The sequence below is a fragment of the Microseira wollei NIES-4236 genome, assembly GCF_020521235.1.
Taxonomy (GTDB): Bacteria; Cyanobacteriota; Cyanobacteriia; order Cyanobacteriales; family Aerosakkonemataceae; genus Microseira; species Microseira wollei.
The window spans coordinates 61840-84630 of sequence record NZ_BLAY01000008.1 but is presented as its reverse complement, the minus strand read 5'-3'; the positions used below and the strand labels follow the sequence as shown (position 1 = coordinate 84630).

The following is a 22791-nucleotide window of genomic DNA, read 5'->3' as shown; positions in this document are numbered from 1 at the left end:
TAGAGGATTTTAATTATTGAGTTGAAGTTGTTTCAGGCTGAACGAGTTTATTATCTGCCCAGATACCGGCTTGGCGCGTGTAAATTTTGGCACGATTTCACTGATAACTTGAGGAAAGAGTTATGCCAGATGATGACGCTGCAAGATGGAGAATCGCCAGAGGATTGGATAATTGGGTAAAGCTTTTTCCATCAACGATCGCTCTTCCGACAGACCCCACCCTCCCATCCATATGATATAAAAGTCGATAATTCTTAACGATACTTTATCAATGCTGGTTTCCTCCTCCGAGTTGTCCGATCTGAAAAAAACCTTGACAAAAAAGCTTTTTTTTGGTATAGAGGTAAGTTCAGAACTGCTGGCAATTTTGCTGGTTTACTTCGTTGAGGGCATTGTAGGACTGGCACGCCTAGGGATTAGCTTTTTTCTCAAGGACGAACTGGCGCTGAGTCCGGCGGAAGTATCTGCCCTGATGGGGATTGCCGCCTTGCCGTGGATCGTCAAGCCGCTATTTGGCTTTATTAGCGATGGATTGCCGATTTTAGGTTATCGGCGGCGTCCGTATCTGATATTATCCGGATTGCTGGGATCGGCGTCTTGGATTTGTTTGGCGACGGTAGTACATACCGCTTGGGCGGCGACAGCTGCGATCGCTCTCGGTGCCCTAGCAGTTGCCGTCAGCGACGTGATTGTAGATTCCCTCGTTGTCGAACGCGCTAGAGGTGAATCCGTCAGCAATGCCGGATCGCTTCAATCCCTGGCTTGGGGCGCTTCAGGGGTGGGAGGCTTAATCACCGCTTACTTTAGCGGCTATTTATTAGAACATTTGGGCACCCGCACCGTATTCGGCATTACGGCTACTTTTCCGCTGATTGTTTCCTGTGTTGCCTGGTTAATTTCCGAGTTGCCAGTATTTGAGCTGCCCGATGCTGGTAGCGTTTGGCACCAAGTGCAGCAACTGGGGAAAACCGTTAGCCAAAAAGCTATTTGGATGCCCACAGTGTTTATTTTCCTTTGCCAGTCTACCCCAACCGCAGATGCTGCGTTTTTCTTTTTCAGTACTAACGAATTGGGGTTTCAACCAGAGTTTTTGGGGCGGGTGCGCTTGGTAACCAGTGTCGCATCTTTAGTTGGGGTCTGGCTGTTCCAAAGATACTTTAAAACGATGCCATTTCGGACTATTTTTGGTTGGAGTACGGTAATATCGACCATTTTGGGCATGTCGATGCTACTGCTGGTTACCCACGCCAATCGCGCGTTAGGAATTGATGACAAATGGTTTAGTTTGGGCGATAGTCTCGTTCTCACCGTAATGGGAAAAATTGCTTACATGCCCGTTTTAGTATTAGCCGCCAGACTCTGCCCTCCAGGAGTAGAAGCTACGTTATTTGCCTTGCTAATGTCGGTTGTAAATTTGGCAGGAATACTGTCTAATCAGTTTGGAGCTTTACTAATGCATTGGTTTGGTATTACTGCAACTAACTTTGAGTCACTCTGGCTGTTAGTTGTTATTACCAACCTCAGCACACTTTTGCCCTTACCGTTTTTGGGTTGGTTACCAACCGGAGATCCCCAAACAGACCTAGAATCTCATACAATTCAACCCATCCCGGCTTTGGAACTAGATTCTACCGCTTCCAAGCACATGGGACAGCCGTTTTTGCCAGATCTGATGTCCGAATTAGTGCAGCAGTCCCGCTTATTAGAAGCCGATAATAAGGCTGAATAATGAATGGGTAATGGGTAATCGGTAATCGGTAATAATAAAAAAATACCAATTACCAATTACCAATTAGCAATTAGCAATTAGCAATTACCAATTACCAATGCAGACCTTTCAACTATACGAACACGCATCTACGGTTCCAGTAACGTCTTATAATGCCCAAGATTGGCAGCGAGGCTATGAATCACTTAAACAAGAGTTTGATTACTGGATCGATGATGTAGAAGGAGATATTCCGGCGGATTTAAACGGCACTTTGTTTCGCAATGGCCCCGGTTTGCTGGATATTAACGGACAGCGCATCCACCATCCATTTGATGGGGATGGCATGATTGCCAAGATTGGTTTTAAAGATGGTCGCGCCCACTTTTCCAACCGCTTTGTCCGCACCAAAGGGTATCAAGAAGAACAGGCGGCGGGCAGAATTCTTTATCGCGGTGTATTTGGCACTCAAAAACCGGGGGGTTGGTTAGGGAATGCGTTTGATTTAAGGCACAAAAATATCGCCAATACAAATGTAATTTATTGGGGCGATAAACTTTTGGCGTTGTGGGAAGCTGCGGCACCTTATCGCTTAGACCCTTACACCCTAGAAACTTTGGGACTAGAATACCTTGATGGGTTGTTAGATCCGGGTGATGCTTTTGCTGCCCATCCTCGAATTGATGGGAAAACTGGGAGATTGGTCAACTTTTCTATCAAACCCGGTTTATCAAGTAAGATTACGATCTACGAATTCGATCCATCGGGCAAGCTGTTGACAAAACACAGCCATTATGTTCCGGGTTTTGCTTTTATTCACGATTTGGCGATTACACCGAATTACTGTATTTTCTTTCAGAATCCGGTGACGTTCAATCCGCTGCCTTTTGTGCTGGGTTTGCAAGGTGCAGCGCAGTGCATTAAGTTTAACCCCAATCGACCTACCCAAATTATTATTATCCCCCGGAATCCCAAGCAACCGATGCAATTGCTCCAAACCGAAGCGGGTTTTGTTTTCCACCACGCCAATGCCTTTGAGCAGGGGGATAAAATTTATTTGGATTCAATTTGTTATGAGTCCTTGTCTGCTGTTGAAGCTGAATCGGATTATCGCCAAACTAATTTTGAGGCTTTATCTCCTGGACAGTTGTGGCGGTTTGAGATCGATCTTAATAGCTCCCAGGCAGAGCCATGGCAGCCAGGAGGGCGCTCCCAGGCAGAGCCATGGCAACCAGGGGTGCAGCGTCAGATGTTGGAAAGTCGATGCTGCGAGTTTCCTTGGGTTAATCCCACAAAAGTAGGGCAGCCTTATCGATATCTTTATTTGGGTGCTGCTCATGCGCCATCTGGCAACGCTCCGCTACAGGCAATTCTTAAAGTTGATTTAAACTCCGGTACCAGACAACTCTGGAGTGCAGCACCCAAGGGCTATGTCAGCGAACCTATTTTCGTCCCTCGCCCTGAGACTGTGAATGAAGATGATGGTTGGCTGCTAACATTAGTCTATGATTCGGCTCACCATCGCTCTGATTTGGCGATTTTGGAGGCTCGTGACTTGAATCGAGGTTCTGTTGCTCGATTACACCTGAAGCATCACGTTCCTTATGGTCTGCACGGAAGCTTTACACCTGATTGGTTTGACCCGTTGCGATCGCAATAAATCGGGGTAGCGGCGATTCTGCAAAAATCGCCGCTACCAGCACGCAGCCGTCGCCCTAGGGTGTGAAAGCAATGCTGGTTGGTGTGAGCCAATCTTGTCCGCCTAGATTCTCCCTTTTGGCAGTTGGCTGGAGCAACGGTAAAGTAGTAAGGAAAGAGTTAGGGTAGCACTACTTTCTACTTTGCCGCTCGCACAACCCTATTGCTGGGGTTTTCTACTAATGACCCAGATGAAATTTAGTATCGTCATCACGACCTATAACCGCTTGTCGTTTCTCAAGCGAGCCATTGAATCTGCTCTTGCCCAAACTGTACCCTGTGAAGTGGTGGTGGTGGATGACTGCTCATCGGATGATACCCAAGATTATGTCCGCAGCTTGGGATCTCGCGTCACCTACCATCGTAACCTCACGAATATGGGTCATGCAGCTGCGGTGAATGCTGGGGTGCAAGTGGCGCAAGGCGATTGGATCAAGCCGGTGGATGACGATGATTATTTAGACCCGAATTGTATCAAGGAGATGATGCGAGCGATCGCGCTACGCCGGGAAGCTGTAATCTGTTCTTGTCAAGCTGCCCAAGTCGATGTCAATCAAGTGGAAATTAACCGCACCCGTAAAATGGGACCAGGGCAAGCTTTTTATATCCCCCAAGAAGATATCCATTATGGAATGCTGTTGGAGCAAATTCCATTTGGTACGCCGATTCAAGTAGCCTTCCGCCGCGATGCGTTTATTCAATCTGGGGGTTGGGATTCCAGTTTAGATGCCAACTTTGACGATATTGATTCTTGGCTGAGAATTGCTCAGTTTGGAGATGCGATTTTTATTAATAAATGTTTGGCTTATCGTACAGTTTGGCCTGGAGGTTACAATCAAAAGTTCTCTCTGCAAAAGCGGCTAGAAACCAATATTTTAATCAAGGAAAAAATCCACGCCTTAGTCAGCGAAAATCACCGCGCATTAATTCCAGAAATTGGGGCGATTCGCGCCTATGTCAAGTTGCATTGGAGCTTGGTTGCGCTGAAACAAAAAGCTTATCTTACTTCTATGAAATTTGTGTTTCCAGCCCTATTATCTCGACAGGCTTGGCAGCTTTTAATCGAAGCAATTATCTTCCGTTACAAGCAGCCCCCGTGGTTGCAAAAAAATCTAGATAGCAACCTATTAGTAATGGCAAAAATGTACGCCATTACCAACGAAAAGCATCGGGCTGCTCTGCCAAACCTGCAACATTTTCAATCTTATATGAAACTGCGATCTAGCTGGGTTGCGTGCAAGCAAGGAAAGTTGCTGACAGCTGTCCAACTAGCTTTACCATCCCTTTCTTCACCTGCTGCATGGAAGCTGGTAATCAAATCAGCTTTATCCGAGCCAGAAAAAAATAAACGAATCCCGATTCGCAAGTTTGTTTTGATAGATTTTTAAGTTTTTGGTAATGGGTAATGGCTAATGGCTAATTGCTAATGGTCTGTTTTTCCCTCTCCGTCCCCCCCTAGCAAAGGACTATTAAAAAAAGTTACGAAATTTATCTAATTTCCCATTTTATGCATTGGTACAATGTAGATATAGATGGCGATGAATAAGGATTGACCCCAGTGACATCATTGATACAAATTACACAGACCGATGGAGAGCAGCTAATTGCCGAGTTCTTCCAAGAATCGCAGGGTAATTGGCGTTCAGAACGTCGGTACTACACGCTACCCGAGGGAAAAACGCAGGAGATGGTAAGTTTTATTACCATCAAGTTTCTGGAACGAGGAAGCGAGGAACTAGGGCAACTGGCGCAACTGCACGGTCTGGGCGATGAGGTATCCTTGACTTGTGGGGCGAAAATTACCTGGGACAGCAAGGATTCGGTAACGGATCGGAAACAGTCCCAGGGTTCGACGCTGTTTGGGGTGTTGGGAAAAATAGTGTATCGCGATCGCGGTTTCGCCACATCCAAACCTGTCACCGCGCAATATTACTTCACCAATGCCAAAACTTTGTGTTTAAAGACAGAATATAACGATTCTGTATTTGAGGAAGAATTAAAACTGATTGGCAATAACTATCGCACGCGACAAAGCATTATTTCTCGTGCTGGCGAACAATTGATGATCGGTCAATATTTAGAAAAACGCATCCAGTCATCTGATAATATTCACGAAACAACTTCGTAATTTATCAATATTAAAAGGGTATGAGGAGTCAAACTCACCTAATTGTGCGGTTGATAGCGTTTGTTTTGCTTGTCTACACAAGTGCTTGCGCTTCTGAAAAAGAAGCGCCTTCCCCCAGTCCGCCAAATAATCCGCAGCAGCAGCTACAAAATCGCCCCAGCGATGCTGGTAATAAAGCTGATGAGGAAGATGAAAAGGATGAAGAAGATGATGACAAGGATGAGAAAGACGAGAAGGATTAATCTAGGGTGTATATAAAGGGGCGACCATAACACCTAGAACCCCGACTTCTGAGAGAAGTCGAAAATCTAGGTATTAAAGATTAGACCTGTTGCAAAAGTCCTTTTGAGACGATTTAAAGGGCGGGCGGGACGCCCACCCCACAAGAATTTTTCTGGTTTTGTCGGGTGGGCATCCTGCCCGCCTCACGGGACGCCCACCCCACAAGAATTTTTCTGGTTTTGTGGGGTGGGCATCCTGCCTGCCTCACGGGACGCCCACCCCACAATAATTTTTCTGGTTTTGTGGGGTGGGCATCCTGCCCGCCTCACATATTTTTGCCAGAGGTATATTGTTTGTAAACCCCGCCCCTACTGCACGGGTTTGGAAACAGCAGTTAAAGCGATAACTTGCTGTTTCGTAACAGTAAAAGCAATTCCCAAAACTAAAAGCAGTGCGCCGGAAAAAGCATAAGTCAACCCCAAACCGACATTTTGACTAACAGGTTGAGTCAGGATTGGTGAAAGAAACTGCCCTAAAAATAAAGCCGTAGAAAGTCCTCCTAAAGCGCGTCCTCGCACCGCATCTGGTACGGCGAAAGATACCCATACGGTCATATTAGGCATTAGCAGTCCCAATCCTAAACCTGCTGTGGCTAAACCTAACAATATCAACCCATAGTTACCCGCTAAACCAATAATCCCATAACCGATGCCCATAAAGCCGAAAATGACGGGTAAAATGCTGACAAAATCCAGCCTTGCTTTTACTTTGCCATAGCTTAAAGAGGCAAAGGCGCTAAAGAGGGTACAGAATGCGATCGCTATCCCACTTTGTGCTGGTGTAGCATTGGTCAAACTGCGGAGATAAAACGGTAATTGGACTGGAATTAAATAGAAAATCACCTGACTAAGCGTTGTCACGCCATAAACAAGTATCAGCAGGTTCACAGGTATAGAAGCATTAATTTCAGATTGATTTCCTCCTGGCAATTCCGCATAATTAACGCGACGCGGTTCGTAAATAGATATCAAAATTAAAGGCAGTAAAAGCCAAGCGAAGAGATAAATTAAAAATGGATAGCGCCAACTTGCAGAAGCAAGCGAACCCCCAGCAGAGAGAAACAAAACTCCTCCCAATCCCATAAATGCTGCTTGCAATCCCATGAAAGTAGCGCGAGCTTGTCCAATATAGTAATCTGCAATTAGTGTAGTAGCGCTTACCATCACTCCAGCAACGGCTAAACCTAGTAAAGCACGACCGCCTAAAATTGCAAATAGAGAGTTTAAAACGTAACCCGAACCTCCGGCAAAACCATACAATACAGCAGAGACAATTAACAGCGGTTTGCGTCCCAGTCGATCTACAATTACACCAGCAATCGGCGAACCGATGACAATAAATAAAGCCGGAACGGTTAAGACTAATCTGACCCAAATATCTGCGTTTTGAACCGATGCAAAATGGTCTTGCATTGCAGGTAAAGAGGGGGCAATTGTTGCGCCTGACATTACGGTTAAAGTACTGGCGAGGAGCAAGGTAGCTTTGGTTAGGATTGAGTTAGGATTTTGCTGGTTCATCGCGCCTTTACCAAGTATCTACTATGGTTTTAATTGCATTCCGCGCCGCCGCGAACGACTGCTGACGGGCATCATCTCCCATGCTAATGTTATCTGCATGGATAAAACTGATATCTGCGATACCCATAAAGTTAAAGATTGCTCGGATATAAGGTTCCTGAAAATCGAATTGTGCCATTGGACTTCCAGGGGGGTAGCTGCCACCGCGTGAAGTGATAATTAAAGCTTTCTTGTTTTTTACTAAGCCTTCGTAGCCATTTTCTGTGACGGCAAAAGTACGACCAACGCGGACAATTTGATCGAAGTATGCTTTTAAGGTTGAAGTAATGCCAAAGTTATGCATGGGCGAGCCTAAAATGTAGCGATCGCACGTCAAAAACTCATCAATTAGTTCGTCGGAAATTTGAATTGCTGCTTTGAGTTCGGGTGTAAGATCTTCGGGGGGAGTAAAGCTAGCTGCGATCCAAGGTTCATCTACGTGAGGAACGGGAGAACGTCCGATATCTCGATAGGTTACATTATCGTTAGGATGGGCAGATTTCCAAGCAGTAATAAATTCCCCGGTGAGAGTCCGACTGTGAGAGCGATCGCCACGCGGACTGCTGTCAATATGCAGAATATTTGCCATACAATTAACTCTCGATTTTAGAATGAAAAAACTGTTCGCAACGTGCCAGTGATAATTGTACCATTTGCTTCTTGATTCGCGGGATTGGTAATCACCTGAATTAAGGGTGTAACCCGCAATCTATCGCTGAAGGGAAAGTTGTAAAACGCTTCAAAGTTCGTTTGAGTCCCATTCCCAACCGCATTTTCAATTAAAGGTTGACCAACGGCAATGCCTGCTAAAGCTTTCGGTACAAACAAGTCTCGAAACCCAAGTCCTGCACTCCAATAATTCGGGCTAATATCGCCCAAACTGGTATCGGGATAGGTCGCATAACCATATCGTCCAAATATACCCAATTTCTGGTTCAGCGCCCAGTCAAAATTGATACCAAATCCATTAAAATTGCTGCCAAATATCTCGCCACCGCTGTACTGGAGGCGCAGGGAAAAATTTTTACTCGGAGCATATTCTAGTTCTAAAAATCCTTGGTAAGGATCGCCAAAAAAACCGCCTTTAGCATCTCCACCCGCTGTAGGAAATAACCGAATATTTTCAGGTGCGCCGCCACCAATTAATCGCTCGTTTTCGGGTAACCTATCTGCTGCATCTCCAGAAACATATAGTCCTCGTAATTTTACCGCACCTCCTCCCGGATTCCAGTCGATAACAATACCTGCGCCCCCTGGTCTGGGAAGTAGGATAAAGTTATTAACTAAAGCTAAGGTAGAAAAGTCCAGAAAGCTGGTATTTGCATAGCGATTTTTGTCTACAAAATCTGGAGCAACTAGCGCTGGTCCAACTGTAATTTTTAAGTCTTTTATAGGCGTAAAACTGTAGTATAATCTGGCTAAACTGAATCGACCATCGCGACCGGGAATTGAGAAGTCTAAAGTACTTCCTAAGTTAGGTTCCAAAAATCCGGCAGCGTTATCGGTAATGCCATCGCTTCCGGTTACTAATCTAACTTTTAATAAATCTGTGCCGTGAAAGCTGGTGTTTAAATCTAAACTGGTTCGATAAATAACGGTGGGATTCGGGTCATCTTCGCTAATAACTGCGCCTCTGGGAGCGATTATCCTTCGGCTATTCATACTCCCTGCATTTACGGCAAAAATTACTTGACCTGTGAGCTTTGTTGTGGTAGCAAATTGATTTGCTTCTAACTCCGCCGCGCGTGCTTCTATGGTATCAACTCGACTCCGCAATGTCGCTAATTCTGCGGCGAATTCTTCCCTTAGTCGCTGTAAGGTTAGTAAGTCTTCGCTAGCAATTAAATTCTCTGTTCCTGTGGCGATTAGTTCGTTAATTCGGTTTAGCGCTGCATTTAAACCGGCGGCGAATTCGTAGCGGGTAATTGCTCGGTTTCCTCGGAAAGTTTTGTCAGGATAACCTTCGATTACGCCATACCGTTCAACTAACGATTGGAGTGCTTGAAACGCCCAATCAGTTGGCTGGATATCTTCTAATTGGCTGACCGAAGTAACTTGACCAATTAGCGCATCTGCGGTAGGTTGAGCTAGTACTTTTGGGGTTTTACCTGCGAGAAATAAGAGACAGAATACACTTGAGAAAAGTTTAGAAATTGGCGTCATTGTTTTTGCGCGATCGCACCTATATTTTTTGGTTATACCATGTATTTGGTGCGTTAGGCATGGCTAACGCACGCTACAAGTGTTGCTAAAAATTACCCTAATTTAACTGAGTAGAGTAGGTCGTTTAATTTTAACCCCCTGCTTTACTGCGATCGCTATCGGCGGTGTCTACATCGATTTTCCCGTCGGATCGACGGTCGAACTCACGTTAATTAAAGCTACGCTTTGAATTAGCGAATTTTACTTAAGATAAAAATAAATTACATAAATATAAATTTATTTTTATTTATTAATAATTTATTTTTGCTCTCCATGGTATGTTTTTAGACGGGAAAAAATTAATTTTCCTATTAATATCATCTCTCACAATATCGGCTCTAGGCATTTTAGGGTGTTGTAGGACTATATTTGCTACCTACTAACATCTAGAATAAACATGCCAATAGATAGAAAGATGATGCTATTAGACCTCATGTCAAAGGCATTGAGCTGCGTCATTTCTAGAAAAGAGAGGCAGATTTAGTAGTTGTTTTAGTCGAAAAAGGAAGTTGAGCTTATGTTGTTGCAAAAAGCTAAAATTCAACATATCAATACCATTAGCCACGAAAGCAAAGTGGTTGTATTCGGTACAGATAGTGATGGCAAAATCTGGTATACAGTCAAGCAAGATGGCTTTGAAGATAGTTATCTTAATGTGCCAGCCGAGCAAAGAACAGGATGGGAAAATTGGCAAGAATTAATCTTTCCCGATGAAACAGATGATAAATCAGTAATCGATAAAGAAGCGGAAGAACTGACAGTTAAAGCTACGCCTACTCAATTTATTATTAAGTCGTGCTACAAAACTAAGAACCAATCAGCCGTAGCACCTGTACAATTAATATCAGCCCTCGGTCATGTATATGTTTTCCGCCAATCTAAGAGTAATACATTGTTAGTAGACCGCTTCGTATTGGATGGGCTAACTAATAAATTAACTCGGAAACTAGAAGTACGATTTAAGCGCAGCAAACAGAAATATCAACCTAGTGAAAGCATGAATAAAAATGGGAATGCGCTGCAAAACGTTGATTCCCTAGACTTCCGAGATCCAGACGGAAATTCCTTTTATGAACCTACTACAGAATTGTGCTTAGTAAATAACCTGCAAAATGGTTGGTTTACAGTAGTGCTAGTACCTACCAAAGAAAACGATCGGCATCGCTGGCATATTTTTGCTTATAATAGCAGCAATCAAAAAGTTGAACTGACTACGATTCTGACTTCAGAAGAGGGACTTTTTGAGATCAAAGACTATACCTTATTAGAACCAAAATCATCAGATGATGAAAGATTAATTTATCGCAGCATTCCCGGGATTATCAAACGTACATTCGATTTTACTGGAGCTAAAGTTACTGATGGATTGAGTGCCACAAAATACGACTTACAAACAGAAAAGAAAATTCCTGGCGGAGATCTGCAATTAATTAGGACAACTAGCCGTTTAATGCTGGCAGTTCCCACCGATAAAGGCACAGCAGCAATAAGTTTTGCGATCGCCTCTGATGGAACTTTATCTGAAATCAACGAAACCCCAAACTCAGCTGTACTTCGCAGTAATGAGCGGGAGATTTTATTACCTTTAAATACCCTGGACGAAATTAAATCTATCGCCGGAGTTATGCCACCCCAAGGCAAGATTATGGGTATAGAAAGAGGTAGCGACGATCCTGTTGAAGAAGCAGAAGATAAAATCAGAATCATCTCGGATACAGAGGTAGATTTAAAAGATGGCGAGCAGGTAAAAATTCAAGGTACGCTGAGTTATAACGGCGTATATCAAGTCAATCATATCGATGCTAATACCTTTGCCATCAACAATAAATGGTCGAGTAGCGAATTAGGTTTTTGGGAAAAGCAAGAAGAAGATAAAAATCTAATTTTTGATGGTCAGATTAGCAGCTATCAAATTACAGCAGATGGTCAATTGCAGATTAAAGCTTTTAATCACGGTCTAGAAAATGGCGATGAAGTGCAGATTATTGGTAGCCAAAGCCTAAACGATACCTATCCTGTCATCAAAATTAATAGTCATAGCTTTGCGCTAGAACGCCTGTGGGGAACAGCAGAAGCAGTCAACATCAAACTGCAATCTCGGAAACGTCGCGGCATCATTTTTGATGGTAAAGATGATTTTGTTGCCATCAACGATCCGTTTGTAAACAATACAGAATTCACGCTCGCACTCTGGGTAAAACCTGCGGTAATTAACGACGGAAGTTATCACGGATTTATTGGCAAACAAGGCGATAAATATCGCAAACCCGGATTGTGGATATCAGAAAGTAATGGCGGATTGCATTACGATTCTTATGGTGTTGAAGGCAACAGATATGCCGGGATAGTAAATAATTTCTTTAATGCAGCAAATCAGTGGATTCATATTGCTTGGGTGAAGCAAGGAACGGAATATAAATTTTACCGCAATGGCGAACTATTTGCTACTCAACCAGCCCCTAAAGAGTTTTACACCAATGAGAGTAGTGAGTATTACATCGGCAAAGTAGACAAATTGTGGCAGGGTGAAATAGCCGAGGTTCGCATTTGGAAACAAGCCAGCACTGCCGCAGAAGTTAAAAATACTATGCACCTACAATTGACAGGTAAAGAAGTCGGTTTAGTAGGTTACTGGCGTTTAGGCGCGATCGCCGAAGGTAAAGAACGCAAAACAGCAGATTTTTCCGTTAATGCTAATGATGGCATCGTCTACGGTGGCGCTTATGTAGGTGGAGTTACCCTACCCCGCAGTCTTGCTTCCCAAACATCACTGGTAGTTAAATACAGCAATCCAGAATTATTTGCTGTTACTCAACAAGAAACCTACGAAGAAAGCTTTGAGTTCAAAGTCAACAGCAATACAGCCATAGATATCAATAACGTTGATAACTTAGGCAATAAGATTTTCTTGATGTCTTATTGGGGGAAAACTAGCCGCAGTGCTGAAGAAAAAATCCCCTTTTCCGCAGTGCAGAATCAATTTCAAAATTTGGGTGATGGTTGGTATCTTGCCTCTTGTCGCTTTACCGTACCGGAAAACATTTCTATGCTGCGCTGTTTTGAAATTGCTCAAGTGCGGGGAAGTTGGAACTCGCTAGAAATTCGCAAGCATCGCATCCGCTTAGTATCTGATGCAATTACTGAAGCTAAGTACAACGATACAGTGACTTTAACTAGCATTGTCGATCGCTATGCAGCTTTAGAAAAAGACTCAAAACTATTCGCCAGTAAAGAAGGTGAAGAATCTCGCCTACTCAAAGAAAAATTGCGGCTAGAAAAAGAATTAGCGCAACTAGCTTCAATTCCTAAACTTCAGGAACGGTTAAACGCATTGAAAGAACTCGGTTTCAGGTTGGTATTTGAAGAAGCATCTCTACGCAATATTTACCAAGCTGAAAAAAATAATCCCCTCAATTACTGGTGTCGGCTCAAAAATGGCTTAAATCCAGAAAATGGCTATGGGGCGGAATGCTATATGTATCGCGCTCATCCTATCAATGTCCAAGTTGCTAACTACGAAGAAAACTTGCGAGAATATTGGAAATTTGAATTAGATGATAGCGGATACTACCGCCTCAAAAATGGTCTTTGTCCAGAAAATGGCTATGGTGGAGATTGTTATCTCCATCGCCAACATCCGACTAATGTAGCAGTTGCTACATTAGATAACAATTGGCGGCAATTTTGGAAATTAGAAAACCAAGGTAATGGATATTACCTGCTCAAAAATGGCTTAAATCCAGAAAATGGTTATGGCAGCGATTGTTACCTATATCGGGATCATCCTACCAACGTCATAGTTGCCACTTATCAAAATAATTGGCGACTATCTTGGAAGCTAGAAAAAACCGAGATGGTTGCCTATCCTAGCAAAATTAATGATGCCGAAGCTGCTTGGAGTCAAAAACTAGCTGAATTACAAAAAATCCAACAACAAATAGCTCTTCTTGAAGCTTTCTTGCAAATGGGAGTTTCCAGGAAAGCTGAATTAGAAGCACAGCTAGCCAATGTAAATAATCAACTCAATCAGTTGCGAAATGAACTGAATCAACTCAACACTAAATTGCTGGCAGCAATTAAAAATATTCAGCTAACTCCTCAATCTATGCCAGTAGTGCATAAAGTAACAAAAGGCTCCCAAGCTGGACTAGAAACCACCGGAGGAATGTTAGAATTTGTCCGAACGGGTAGCCGCATCAGTGCCATAGAAACTTGCGAAGGTAACGTCCAATTAAGTTACTTTGATACTCAAGGACGAATGCGGTTAACAAATTATGATGCTACTTCAGATAGCCGTAATGTTGCCTTTGAACAATGGATGCCCGAACCATTGCGAACTTGTCTCAACTTCAATAACACTAACAGCTTAGTGGAATTAAACGCTCCGATTTTAATTAATGAAGAATGGACAGTTGAAGCTTGGTTTTGCTATCCCTTTAATGACAACCTAACTTGGCGCGTTTTAGTCAGCGATGCTAATGGGATTGATAACCAAATTGTAGTTTACAACCAAGTGCAATTAGGAACTCGGATTAATGGTTTCTTCCATGATAGTGGCTACAGCTTGGAAAATCTATCTTCGGGCTGGCATCATCTCATAGCGATGGGCAAAGGTACAGGCGATAAAACTAACACTACCTTCTATATAGACGGACAAAAAGTAGGAGAGACAATTGTCGCTAAACCATCAATTAGCTTAAACGGACAGAAGGAACATCTAGTTTTAGCACCGGAAAGTATCCCCGTTGGTAATGAAATTACCATTAGTTTTTGGGCAAAAGGTGACACTTCACTACCCAAAGAAACATCAATAATTGAAGCAGTTGATGATAAAAATCGGCGGATTTTAAACATACATCTACCTTGGTCTAACGGCATAATTTACTTTGATTGTGGGAGTGATGGCAAAGATTTTGACCGGATTGAAAAAGCTGCCCAACAACCTGAATATGAAGGAACCTGGACGCACTGGGCATTTGTAAAAAGTGTTGGTTTGGGAGAAATGTCAATTTACCGGAATGGTATCTTATGGCATACTGCCACAGGGAAAACTAAACCTTTGCCCAAAACAGCCCAAGTTAAAGTAGGCAGACTTGCAGTAGAAGATCGGTGTTACTACCATGGAGCGATCGCAGATTTCAGAATCTGGAATCGCGCCCGCACTCAAGAAGAAATTCAATCCGATTTTGGCAAAACTCTCAAAGGCGAACAAAATGGGTTAGTAGGATATTGGACATTTGCTAACAATGCCGCTAAAGATTCAGGTCCAAGCAAACGGGATGCGACTATAGTTGGTACGCCGAAATTTGAAACCATTTTAGGCCGCAGTATCGGACAAATCCAAATTATTGGCAATCAAAAAACTGGCGGTCATCAATTCGGAAAACTAGCAGAAGTCCGGATTTGGGCAATGGCATTGAAGCAAGAAGAAATTGAAATTAATAGTAAGATATTGCTCAGTGGCAATGAACCAGGACTACTAGGATATTACCCACTCAATGAAGCTACAGGCACAGAAGTTCGAGATGCTACAGGTAGCGGACGCAACGGCACAATTCAAGGCGCAATTTGGTGGAATTGCACCGCCGTAATTGGCAACCTGGGAAGTAAAGTTCTCCAGTTTGATGGTAAGAATGATTTCATTTCTCTACCTGCCTTGAATGCCGATTTTTCCCAAGGTTTAACCGTAGAAGCTTGGGTTTACTACAACAGCTTCAATAGTTGGTCGCGGGTGATGGATTTGGGCATCGGTAGGGATCAAGAGAATATCGTTTTCGCAAATCCAGGCAAGACAAACAATCTCGCTTTATATATTCGTCGGGGTTCTGTAGAAACTCAAATTCAAGCATCTGGAGTCTTGCAAACAGGTGTATGGATGCACCTAGCGGGAACTGTGGATGCAGCAGGTAATGCCAAACTCTACAAAGATGGGCAACTAATTCAAAGCGGACAAATCAATCTTCCCAATAATGTCAATCGGACTAGCAATTACATCGGCAAGAGTAATTGGACAGGAGATGGTTTCTTCAACGGCAAAATGGCTGAATTTCGCTTGTGGAAAAAAGCCCGCACCATAGAAGAAATTCAAGCAGCGATGAACGAACCCCTAACCAAAGAACAAACAGATCTGGTGCTTTACTTACCTTTGAGTGAAACTAAGCCCGAAGGTACAGCACTCAAGACTCCCGATGTTGTAGGTAGTAACTCTGGTACGGTGAATGAAGCGATCGTCGTTGCTGACAACACCCTGCCAATTGGTAGTAGTGCTTTAGTTAGTTGCGAATACAGTACGGTTAGCATCGATCCAATCACCCGACGCAAATCTGCATTAATGCGGCGTTTCTTTGCTTACCCCGCCCTCAATGGTGTTAACTTACTGCCCGATAAACGGATTGAACAACTCAATCTGAAATGGATTGGTAACGCTCAATTTGCGCCTACTTTATTGGGTTATATAGAAGGACCACCTCCCATTCCTAGCGAAAACCTGACAGAATCAGACGATTATAATGGTGCAACTTCCGTCGAACTCACCATATCAGAAGATGTAGAATTTAGCTGGAATCGAGCGCAAGAAAGCGGTTTAGGTTCAACTATTGACCTATTTATTGGCGTGGATACACAAGTTTTGACAGGTGGGGGCGTAGGTGCGATTACTCTGAAAAAAGCAGGAGCAATTGTTGGCGGATCAGGCAACCTTAACCTCAATTACCAATTCATCAACGAAAGTAATATTACTTCTAGTTCCTCGGCAAAAATGACTGACAAATTAGAATTACGAGGAACCCAAGAAACATCTGCTAAGTTCTCTCACTTGGGTAAACGATTTATTCCCAAAAATGTTGGCTATGCGTTGGTGATTTCCAGTTTGGCAGATGTATTTATTACCAAACTAGCTCGTAGTGGCAAAATGGTTGGTTATCAAGTTCAGCCGGTTGAGGGAATTTCCCCAGATGTCAATACCATCACTTTCTTAATCAATCCCACTTACACCATGAATGGTAGTTTGGATGGCTTAACAGGTAGTAATGCTACTAGCGATCGCTTCTTCCGCCACGTTCCCGAAATGCGAAATCAGTACGGATCTTTGTATCCCGCCAGTTACTATCGTCTCCAAGAAGCCTACGATCTTAAACAGCAAATTGAACGAGAAGACAAGCGGCGGGAATCCTATTTTTCCCAGTTTGATGTCAGACTGATCGATGAAACTTCTTTAGACAGAGAAGTTGGTAGTGGCGAAGTTCCTGTTGGTATTTCCTTGCAACGAGAAGAAGATAAAGCCACCACTGGCACCACCACTGAAGCCGAAAAAGAAGCTACCAAACAAGTGCAACTAGAGAAATTAAACCAAGACTTAGAAAATGACACCCAAAAACGGTCAGAATTAGCTAAGAAAAAGCAAGCAGAAATTAAATCTAAGATTGACGATATAGAAAAACGTAACCACGCCACCGATAGTTTCGCAGGTTGGCAAAAGCGCATGGAAGATATCCTCAAGCGCTCCCAAAAGCACAATATCGTCAACACTTATGTCTGGGATGCAGATGGTGGTTTACGGGCGGAAGCGCAAAGTTTTGCTGGTTCAGTAGAACACACTATTGGTGGCTCCTTTACCTTAGAGGCTGGGTTTGGATTTTACGGAGATTTTGACATCGGACCACTTGATAGTGAATTAACTGCCTTAGTCACTGTGAATATGACTCAAACCATGACTAAAACAGAGGTTCGCAGTAAAGGAATTGAATTAAATGTCGATCTTAGCGGGGTTGAAAGTAAGGGAATTACTGATTACAACGATTCCCCAATTATACCTGGAGAAAAAGTTGATCGCTATCGGTTTATGAGCTTCTATCTCGAGGGTAGTAACAGCAATTTCTACGACTTTTTTAACTATGTCGTTGACCCAGAATGGCTGCAAAGTAACGACGAAGAAGCCCGCGCTTTACGCCAGGTAATGGTAGGTAAACCCAACAAAGCTTGGCGAGTGCTGCACCGTGCTACTTATGTAGAACGTCCAGCTTTAATGGGCTTTGGTCGCGATCTTCGTTCCCTCAAAAAAGAAGAAGAACTCGACGCAATTAAGAAGTTAACTAAAAAACAGCAAGCCCTGGAAGAAAAACTCGATAAAATTCTGGCTTTACTCAAGGAGAAATTAGTGTAATACTCGCTGAGTAAGTCAGGGCGGGTTGACAGCGGATTGATATCATGTCCGACAAATCACCCATTATATGTTCGTAGTAAGGACTTTAGTCCTGAGCCGCGATTCTCGGAAGGACTGAAGTCCCTACTACAAACAATTTTATTGCGGGCCATTGACCGGACATCATATGATTGGTAAAACCCGCCCCTACTCCACAAGGATTGGGCATCTCTTGTGGGGTGGGCATCCTGCCAGCCTTATGTTTAGATTTACGCCGCCAATGCTGCGTATGTAAAGTCGTACTCATCCGAGAGCAAGGTTTAGACTGCCTGCAACTCCCCTAATAAAGCCTGCACATCTGCCGTCGCCATGCGCGCCCCTAAGGTTGTCACCAATTTAGCGGAAGCCAGCGACCCCAGCCGACCTGCTTGCGCCCAATCCATCCCATGGGTTATCCCATACAAGACGGCTGCCGCATACATATCTCCAGCGCCAACTGTGTCGATCGCCTTCACTGGAAATGGGGCAATTTCAATCAGCTGTTCCCCATCAAAAATCAAAGAACCCTTGGGTCCACGAGTAATGGCAAATCCCTTTGTCAGCGTTTTCAGATATTGGATCGCAGTGTTGAGATCTTGGGTGTCTGCCATTTGGAAGGCTTCACTCTCATTGGCAAACAAAAAATCAACGCCAGGGCCAATCATCTCCAGCAACCCTTGCTTGAAAAATTTCGCCATATTCAAGTCCGAGAGAGTCAGTGCAACCTTTTGCCCCGCCGCCGTTGCCATCTCTCGGGCTTTGATGGCTGCTTGTTTACTATGCTCCCCAGTGACCAAATACCCTTCAATGTAGGTATAGGTAGATGCTGCGATCGCATCTGGCATCAGCTCAGCGTCCGTGAAGCTTGAGGAAATCCCCAGAAAAGTATTCATGGTGCGATCCGCATCGGGGGTGACAAACACCAGACACTTTCCAGTAATGCCCGGTTCAGGGGTGTGATGCTGGAGGTTCGTATCCACTCCGCAGCGCAGTAGATCTTCAAGATAATATTGGCCCGGTTCATCATTGGCGACTTTGCAGGAGTAGAAAGCTTTGCCACCAAACTGACTAATCGCAATCATCGTATTAGCCGCTGAACCGCCACAGGTTCGTTTGGTCGCAGAACCATCCAGATGGCTTAAAATTTTATTTTGACTGTCTTCATCGAGTAACGTCATCACCCCTTTATCGATGCCCAAGTGTTGCAACACATCGGGTTCAACTTCACATTCAATATCTAACAGGGCATTCCCAAGCCCGTATACGTTGTAGCGTGTCATAACACTCCTCAATTAACAAACTCATACTCAGCAGCTGCTCACCTAATGTAAACCATAACGTCTTTTTCGATGGTATCAAACCTGTTCCCCATTCAATAAAATCGGCATCCTAAGCCAGCAGCATCATGGCGATCGCCTCAAGCTGTTGATCGCGAGTCCGAGACCTTGACCAAAAATAATTGGGATACAAGCCCTGTCTTTCTAGGACGGCTTGATTTATAATATGCTGTTTGCCGTAGGAGTTGTTCCACGTCAAATGATGCTTCTAGAGTTCAAGGCTAAAGGGAAAACAACTCAATATAGAGCTGATTTCCCGTTTGTAAATGCCTTAAACTCTCATGCTTGCCAAGTTGCTATTGAGTGGGCATATGCTTCAATTGCTAGATTCTACGACAATTGCAGGAAGTCCATTCCCGGCAAGAAAAGTTACCCAAAGTTCAAGAAAAATTGCCGCTCTGTAGATTACAAAACTTCTGGCTGGAAGCTTTCCGAAAACCGGAAACAAATCGCTTTCACCGACAAAAAAGGTGGGCATCTTGCCCGCCCATTTACACAGCCAATGCTGGATAATCAGTATAACCTTGCTCTAAATCCTTGTCTCCCATCCCATAAAATGTTTTAGGATTTGGCGCATTCAATTCTGCATCTGCGACAAAGCGTTGAGGTAAATCTGGATTGGAAATAAATAACTTGCCAAAAGAAACTAAATGTGCATCGCCAGCAGCAATGACTGTATTTCCCTTAGATTTATCGTAGCCGCCATTGGTAATAATTGTACCGTTGTAAATTGGACGGAAAATCGGCAATACTGGATTGAGAACTTCCCGCGTTGCTAAATCGCTCTCATTCGGTTCCATCAAGTGGATGTAAGCTAGATTATAGCGATTTAGGGCATCGATAACATAACTAAAAGTTGCCTTGGGATTTGAATCTTGCATCCCGTAGAAAGTGTTGCTGGGGGAAAGTTTAATACCGACGCGATCGCTTCCCCAAACACTTGTCACCACGTCCATCACTTCCAGCAAAAATCGGGCGCGGTTTTCAATCGAACCGCCGTATATATCGCTACGTTGATTCGAGCCATCTTGTAGAAACTGGTCGATTAAATAGCCAAACGCGCCGTGCAATTCAACGCCATCAAATCCTGCTGTCATAGCATTTTCTGCGCCTTGGCGGAACTGTGCGACAATCTCTGGGATTTCCTCAGTTTCTAAGGCACGGGGTGTATCGAGATTTACTTTGCCTATGGGAGTGTGGAGAGAGCCTGGGGATGCGATCGCACTAGGCGCAACGGGCAATTCCCCATTCAGCAGGGCAGGATGACTCACCCGCCCGCTGTGCCACAATTGCAAGAAAATCTTGCCACCTTTAGCATGAACGGCTTCCGTAACTTGTTTCCATCCCTCGACTTGTTCGGTTGAGTAAATACCCGGACAATTCATGTATCCATTGCTCAGAGGAGAAACCATCGTGCATTCAGTAACAATCAAACCAGCGGATGCCCGTTGAGCATAGTATGTTGCCATTAAAGAATTGGGAATTGAATTAACAGCACGCAGGCGAGTCATCGGTGCCATTACAATGCGATTGGGTAAAGTATAAGCACCAAGTTGAACGGAAGAGAAAAGATTATTTTCGGTATTCATAGGGTTCTATCTGGAAGTTTCAGAATCATCATAGCTCCCTGCTTGCATTTACAGATGTGCCTCTGGAAACAATAGAAACTAATCCATCAGGGGTAAAATTTAGAAAAAAATGATACTATTGAAGGATATCTGCAACGTAGCGGATTCCCAGATGACTCAACCACAAAATCCTCAGTCTACTACTTCGACTACATCACAATCTCAACCTCTCCAGCCAACTCAACCACAAAACTCTCAGTCTACTTCGACTACACCACAATCTCAACCTGTCCAGCCAACTCAATCCGTTCAACAAAAGACTAGATTAGGTAGGAGAACAGAGGTAATTTTAAAGAACATCTGGGAGCCTCTGGATTTTCTGGGTAAGAGTTTGATGGGGGATTTGTGGAGAACGTTTTGAATTAACAATTCAATCCTAACTTAGTAAACTTATGACTGTCGCGATTGCTCAACCAGCAGAAATAATCCATCTATCCGGTATCAGTTGGCAGACTTATGAAACCTTGCTAAAAGAACTGAGCGATCGCCGATTGCGCCTCACCTATAATCGCGGTTATCTCGAAATTATGGCTCCATCCTACGAACATGAAAACTACAAGGAAGTATTGGGTGACTTTGTTAAAACCATAGCTCAAGAGTTAAAAGTTAAAATTGCACCTTGTGGTTCCACTACTTTTAAAGTAACAGAACTCAGTGGATCTGAACCAGACGCATGTTTTTACATCAAAAATATAAACGCGATTAAAGGTAAAAAAAGGATTGATTTAAAAACCGATCCGCCCCCTGACTTAGTAGTTGAAATTGATATTACCAGTAGTTCTAGAAATCGCTTTCAAGTTTATGCAGATATGGGAGTACCTGAAATATGGCTTTATGACGTCAAATCTTTTAGTATAAAGATTCTCCAAAATCAAGAGTATGTCACTTCTAATCAAAGTCTAGCTTTTCCTAATTTAGCTATATCGGAGATTAACCGATTTTTACAACAAGCGGAAGCAAAGGATTATTTAGAATTAGTAGCCGAATTTCGCGATTGGGTTAAGAGTCAAATTGAGCAATGAGTAATGGCTATCTTACTACATAATTTAGATATTCTTGAATGTTTACTCTGCTGATGCAAGGATTCACGCTCGAACCTTTGTTAAAAAAAGTTACAGCTATTAGGAGCCTGAAATCAGACGAGGATCGACTGTGGTAATTTCAGTGAATCGTTTGAAATCATCGGTATTGAAGGTGAGCAGATGGCTAATTTGATGAACGACCATTGCAGCCACCAGTCTTGTATCGTGAACTTGTTTTCCTCTAACTTGGTACTTGATAACCAATTGTTCCCAGGTTGTATAAATTTCAGGTGTATCGGATTTTAAAGTGAACAGACTCTTCAGAAGTGAACTTTCATGGGCTACTTCTTCTATTGTTAATCCTAATCCATTTGCACTTGTGGGTCGCGTTGCCACTGCCCAAAACTCAATCAAGTTCTGCGGTACGACGCAAAGTACTTGATTTTGCTCGCGCAGCATCGTGTAGGCATTTTCAGCATCTCCATGCATTGGATCGAATCTATACACCAAGCGCAACAGAACGTTTGAATCTACCAGATAACTCATAGCTGTCTATCTTCCCGTTCTTGGTAGATGCTTTCGCGACTGATTGCTTCATCTGATAATGGCGGCGCTTTCGCCAGAGAAGGACTTCTACCCAATTGATCGAGGATCGCTTTCCATTCGGGTTCTGCTTGGGTCGCCAAATGGCTTTCAATTAAGGATTCTAGATAACGATTGACAGAGACTCCCTGCATTGTGGCTTGCGCGATCAGAAGGGCTTCGGTTTCTGGTTTGAGGTCAAGTTTAATGCTCATGGCTAATCATCTTTCGACTCTCTTTAATCATAAATTAACCAGAGCTAACGCCCTTACTGTTGCGATCGCTCTGACATTAAGCGTCCCCACTGGTGTGACAGATGTTGCTGAGATTGCTGAAGCGATCGCGCACATCAGATAATGGAGAGCGATCGCTGTTTGAGTAGGCACAAGACTTTGCACTTACGAGATTTGGCTGGAATTACAGACGCGATCGCACCTGCTGTGATAGACAGGACTTACGCACGCAGAAC

The 22791-nt window shown here is 43.6% G+C and carries 17 protein-coding genes and 1 pseudogene; 9 read left to right on the top strand and 9 right to left on the bottom strand.

From position 1 onward, the window contains the following. The first annotated feature begins 271 nt into the window (after positions 1 to 271). The 5 genes from MiSe_RS04345 (at position 272) to MiSe_RS04325 (ending at position 5776) form a co-directional block, all read left to right on the top strand. A complete protein-coding gene (locus MiSe_RS04345) occupies positions 272 to 1729 on the top strand; it encodes a folate/biopterin family MFS transporter (protein WP_226575239.1) in 1458 nt (485 codons plus the stop codon). 97 nt (positions 1730 to 1826) lie between these two features. Then, positions 1827 to 3368 carry a carotenoid oxygenase family protein gene (locus MiSe_RS04340; protein WP_226575237.1) on the top strand — a complete coding sequence of 514 codons (1542 nt, stop codon included), beginning with the start codon at positions 1827 to 1829 and terminating at the stop codon, positions 3366 to 3368. 220 nt (positions 3369 to 3588) lie between these two features. Then, positions 3589 to 4794, top strand: coding sequence for a glycosyltransferase family 2 protein (locus MiSe_RS04335; protein WP_226575235.1), 1206 nt, complete (start codon positions 3589 to 3591; stop codon positions 4792 to 4794). A 170-nt stretch (positions 4795 to 4964) separates the two neighbouring features. Then, positions 4965 to 5534 (top strand): phycobiliprotein lyase, encoded by a 570-nt coding sequence (locus tag MiSe_RS04330; protein WP_226575233.1) that lies wholly within the window; start codon positions 4965 to 4967, stop codon positions 5532 to 5534. A gap of 20 nt (positions 5535 to 5554) precedes the next feature. Next, on the top strand, positions 5555 to 5776 hold the full coding sequence (locus MiSe_RS04325) for a hypothetical protein (RefSeq protein ID WP_226575232.1): 222 nt from the start codon (positions 5555 to 5557) through the stop codon (positions 5774 to 5776). A 348-nt stretch (positions 5777 to 6124) separates the two neighbouring features. Here the strand turns inward: MiSe_RS04325 and MiSe_RS04320 are convergent, their stop codons facing one another. From MiSe_RS04320 to MiSe_RS04310, 3 genes are read right to left on the bottom strand one after another with little or no spacing between them, the layout of a single operon-like run. Beyond that, complete coding sequence (locus tag MiSe_RS04320; RefSeq protein ID WP_226575230.1) at positions 6125 to 7333, bottom strand: MFS transporter; 1209 nt, start codon at positions 7331 to 7333, stop codon at positions 6125 to 6127. A 7-nt stretch (positions 7334 to 7340) separates the two neighbouring features. Beyond that, positions 7341 to 7961, bottom strand: a complete 621-nt coding sequence (locus tag MiSe_RS04315) for an FMN-dependent NADH-azoreductase (protein WP_226575228.1) — start codon at positions 7959 to 7961, stop codon at positions 7341 to 7343. A gap of 17 nt (positions 7962 to 7978) precedes the next feature. Continuing rightward, positions 7979 to 9535, bottom strand: a complete 1557-nt coding sequence (locus MiSe_RS04310) for an iron uptake porin (protein ID WP_226575226.1) — start codon at positions 9533 to 9535, stop codon at positions 7979 to 7981. 556 nt (positions 9536 to 10091) lie between these two features. Here MiSe_RS04310 and MiSe_RS04305 point away from each other — a divergent pair. Beyond that, positions 10092 to 17735, top strand: a complete 7644-nt coding sequence (locus tag MiSe_RS04305) for a LamG-like jellyroll fold domain-containing protein (RefSeq protein WP_226575224.1) — start codon at positions 10092 to 10094, stop codon at positions 17733 to 17735. A 299-nt stretch (positions 17736 to 18034) separates the two neighbouring features. Here the strand turns inward: MiSe_RS04305 and MiSe_RS04300 are convergent, their stop codons facing one another. Continuing rightward, complete coding sequence (locus MiSe_RS04300) at positions 18035 to 19033, bottom strand: adenosine kinase (protein ID WP_226575223.1); 999 nt, start codon at positions 19031 to 19033, stop codon at positions 18035 to 18037. Between the two features lie 109 nt (positions 19034 to 19142). Next, positions 19143 to 19289, bottom strand: coding sequence for a hypothetical protein (locus MiSe_RS04295; protein ID WP_226575258.1), 147 nt, complete (start codon positions 19287 to 19289; stop codon positions 19143 to 19145). On the opposite strand from MiSe_RS04295, the pseudogene MiSe_RS53640 reads away from it, so the two are divergent. Continuing rightward, a pseudogene (locus tag MiSe_RS53640) lies at positions 19290 to 19562 on the top strand (RNA-guided endonuclease TnpB family protein); the annotation flags it as partial. 19 nt (positions 19563 to 19581) lie between these two features. Here the strand turns inward: MiSe_RS53640 and MiSe_RS04285 are convergent. Next, positions 19582 to 20679 carry an alkene reductase gene (locus tag MiSe_RS04285; protein WP_226575221.1) on the bottom strand — a complete coding sequence of 366 codons (1098 nt, stop codon included), beginning with the start codon at positions 20677 to 20679 and terminating at the stop codon, positions 19582 to 19584. Between the two features lie 151 nt (positions 20680 to 20830). Between MiSe_RS04285 and MiSe_RS04280 the strand changes: the two genes are divergently transcribed. Beyond that, on the top strand, positions 20831 to 21079 hold the full coding sequence (locus MiSe_RS04280; protein ID WP_226575219.1) for a hypothetical protein: 249 nt from the start codon (positions 20831 to 20833) through the stop codon (positions 21077 to 21079). A gap of 31 nt (positions 21080 to 21110) precedes the next feature. Then, a complete protein-coding gene (locus MiSe_RS04275; protein ID WP_226575218.1) occupies positions 21111 to 21740 on the top strand; it encodes a Uma2 family endonuclease in 630 nt (209 codons plus the stop codon). A 99-nt stretch (positions 21741 to 21839) separates the two neighbouring features. On the opposite strand, the gene MiSe_RS04270 is transcribed toward MiSe_RS04275, so the two are convergent. From MiSe_RS04270 to MiSe_RS04260, 3 genes are read right to left on the bottom strand one after another with little or no spacing between them, the layout of a single operon-like run. Beyond that, on the bottom strand, positions 21840 to 22286 hold the full coding sequence (locus MiSe_RS04270) for a type II toxin-antitoxin system VapC family toxin (RefSeq protein ID WP_226575216.1): 447 nt from the start codon (positions 22284 to 22286) through the stop codon (positions 21840 to 21842). Beyond that, a complete protein-coding gene (locus MiSe_RS04265) occupies positions 22283 to 22537 on the bottom strand; it encodes a hypothetical protein (protein ID WP_226575214.1) in 255 nt (84 codons plus the stop codon). Before MiSe_RS04265 ends, MiSe_RS04270 begins: the two co-directional genes overlap by 4 nt. A 27-nt stretch (positions 22538 to 22564) precedes the next feature. Beyond that, entirely contained in the window at positions 22565 to 22708 is a 144-nt protein-coding gene (locus MiSe_RS04260; protein ID WP_226575211.1) for a hypothetical protein, read from the bottom strand. Positions 22709 to 22791 lie beyond the last annotated feature (83 nt).

Excerpts from the sequence above, each read along its gene's own strand:
- MiSe_RS04285 (WP_226575221.1), bottom strand. The coding sequence starts at position 20,679 with ATGAATACCGAAAATAATCTTTTCTCTTCCGTTCAACTTGGTGCTTAT.
- MiSe_RS04280 (WP_226575219.1), top strand. The coding sequence starts at position 20,831 with ATGACTCAACCACAAAATCCTCAGTCTACTACTTCGACTACATCACAA.
- MiSe_RS04310 (WP_226575226.1), bottom strand. The coding sequence starts at position 9,535 with ATGACGCCAATTTCTAAACTTTTCTCAAGTGTATTCTGTCTCTTATTT.
- MiSe_RS04340 (WP_226575237.1), top strand. The coding sequence starts at position 1,827 with ATGCAGACCTTTCAACTATACGAACACGCATCTACGGTTCCAGTAACG.
- MiSe_RS04325 (WP_226575232.1), top strand. The coding sequence starts at position 5,555 with ATGAGGAGTCAAACTCACCTAATTGTGCGGTTGATAGCGTTTGTTTTG.
- MiSe_RS04320 (WP_226575230.1), bottom strand. The coding sequence starts at position 7,333 with ATGAACCAGCAAAATCCTAACTCAATCCTAACCAAAGCTACCTTGCTC.
- MiSe_RS04335 (WP_226575235.1), top strand. The coding sequence starts at position 3,589 with ATGACCCAGATGAAATTTAGTATCGTCATCACGACCTATAACCGCTTG.
- MiSe_RS04315 (WP_226575228.1), bottom strand. The coding sequence starts at position 7,961 with ATGGCAAATATTCTGCATATTGACAGCAGTCCGCGTGGCGATCGCTCT.
- MiSe_RS04345 (WP_226575239.1), top strand. The coding sequence starts at position 272 with ATGCTGGTTTCCTCCTCCGAGTTGTCCGATCTGAAAAAAACCTTGACA.
- MiSe_RS04270 (WP_226575216.1), bottom strand. The coding sequence starts at position 22,286 with ATGAGTTATCTGGTAGATTCAAACGTTCTGTTGCGCTTGGTGTATAGA.
- MiSe_RS04305 (WP_226575224.1), top strand. The coding sequence starts at position 10,092 with ATGTTGTTGCAAAAAGCTAAAATTCAACATATCAATACCATTAGCCAC.
- MiSe_RS04300 (WP_226575223.1), bottom strand. The coding sequence starts at position 19,033 with ATGACACGCTACAACGTATACGGGCTTGGGAATGCCCTGTTAGATATT.
- MiSe_RS04275 (WP_226575218.1), top strand. The coding sequence starts at position 21,111 with ATGACTGTCGCGATTGCTCAACCAGCAGAAATAATCCATCTATCCGGT.
- MiSe_RS04265 (WP_226575214.1), bottom strand. The coding sequence starts at position 22,537 with ATGAGCATTAAACTTGACCTCAAACCAGAAACCGAAGCCCTTCTGATC.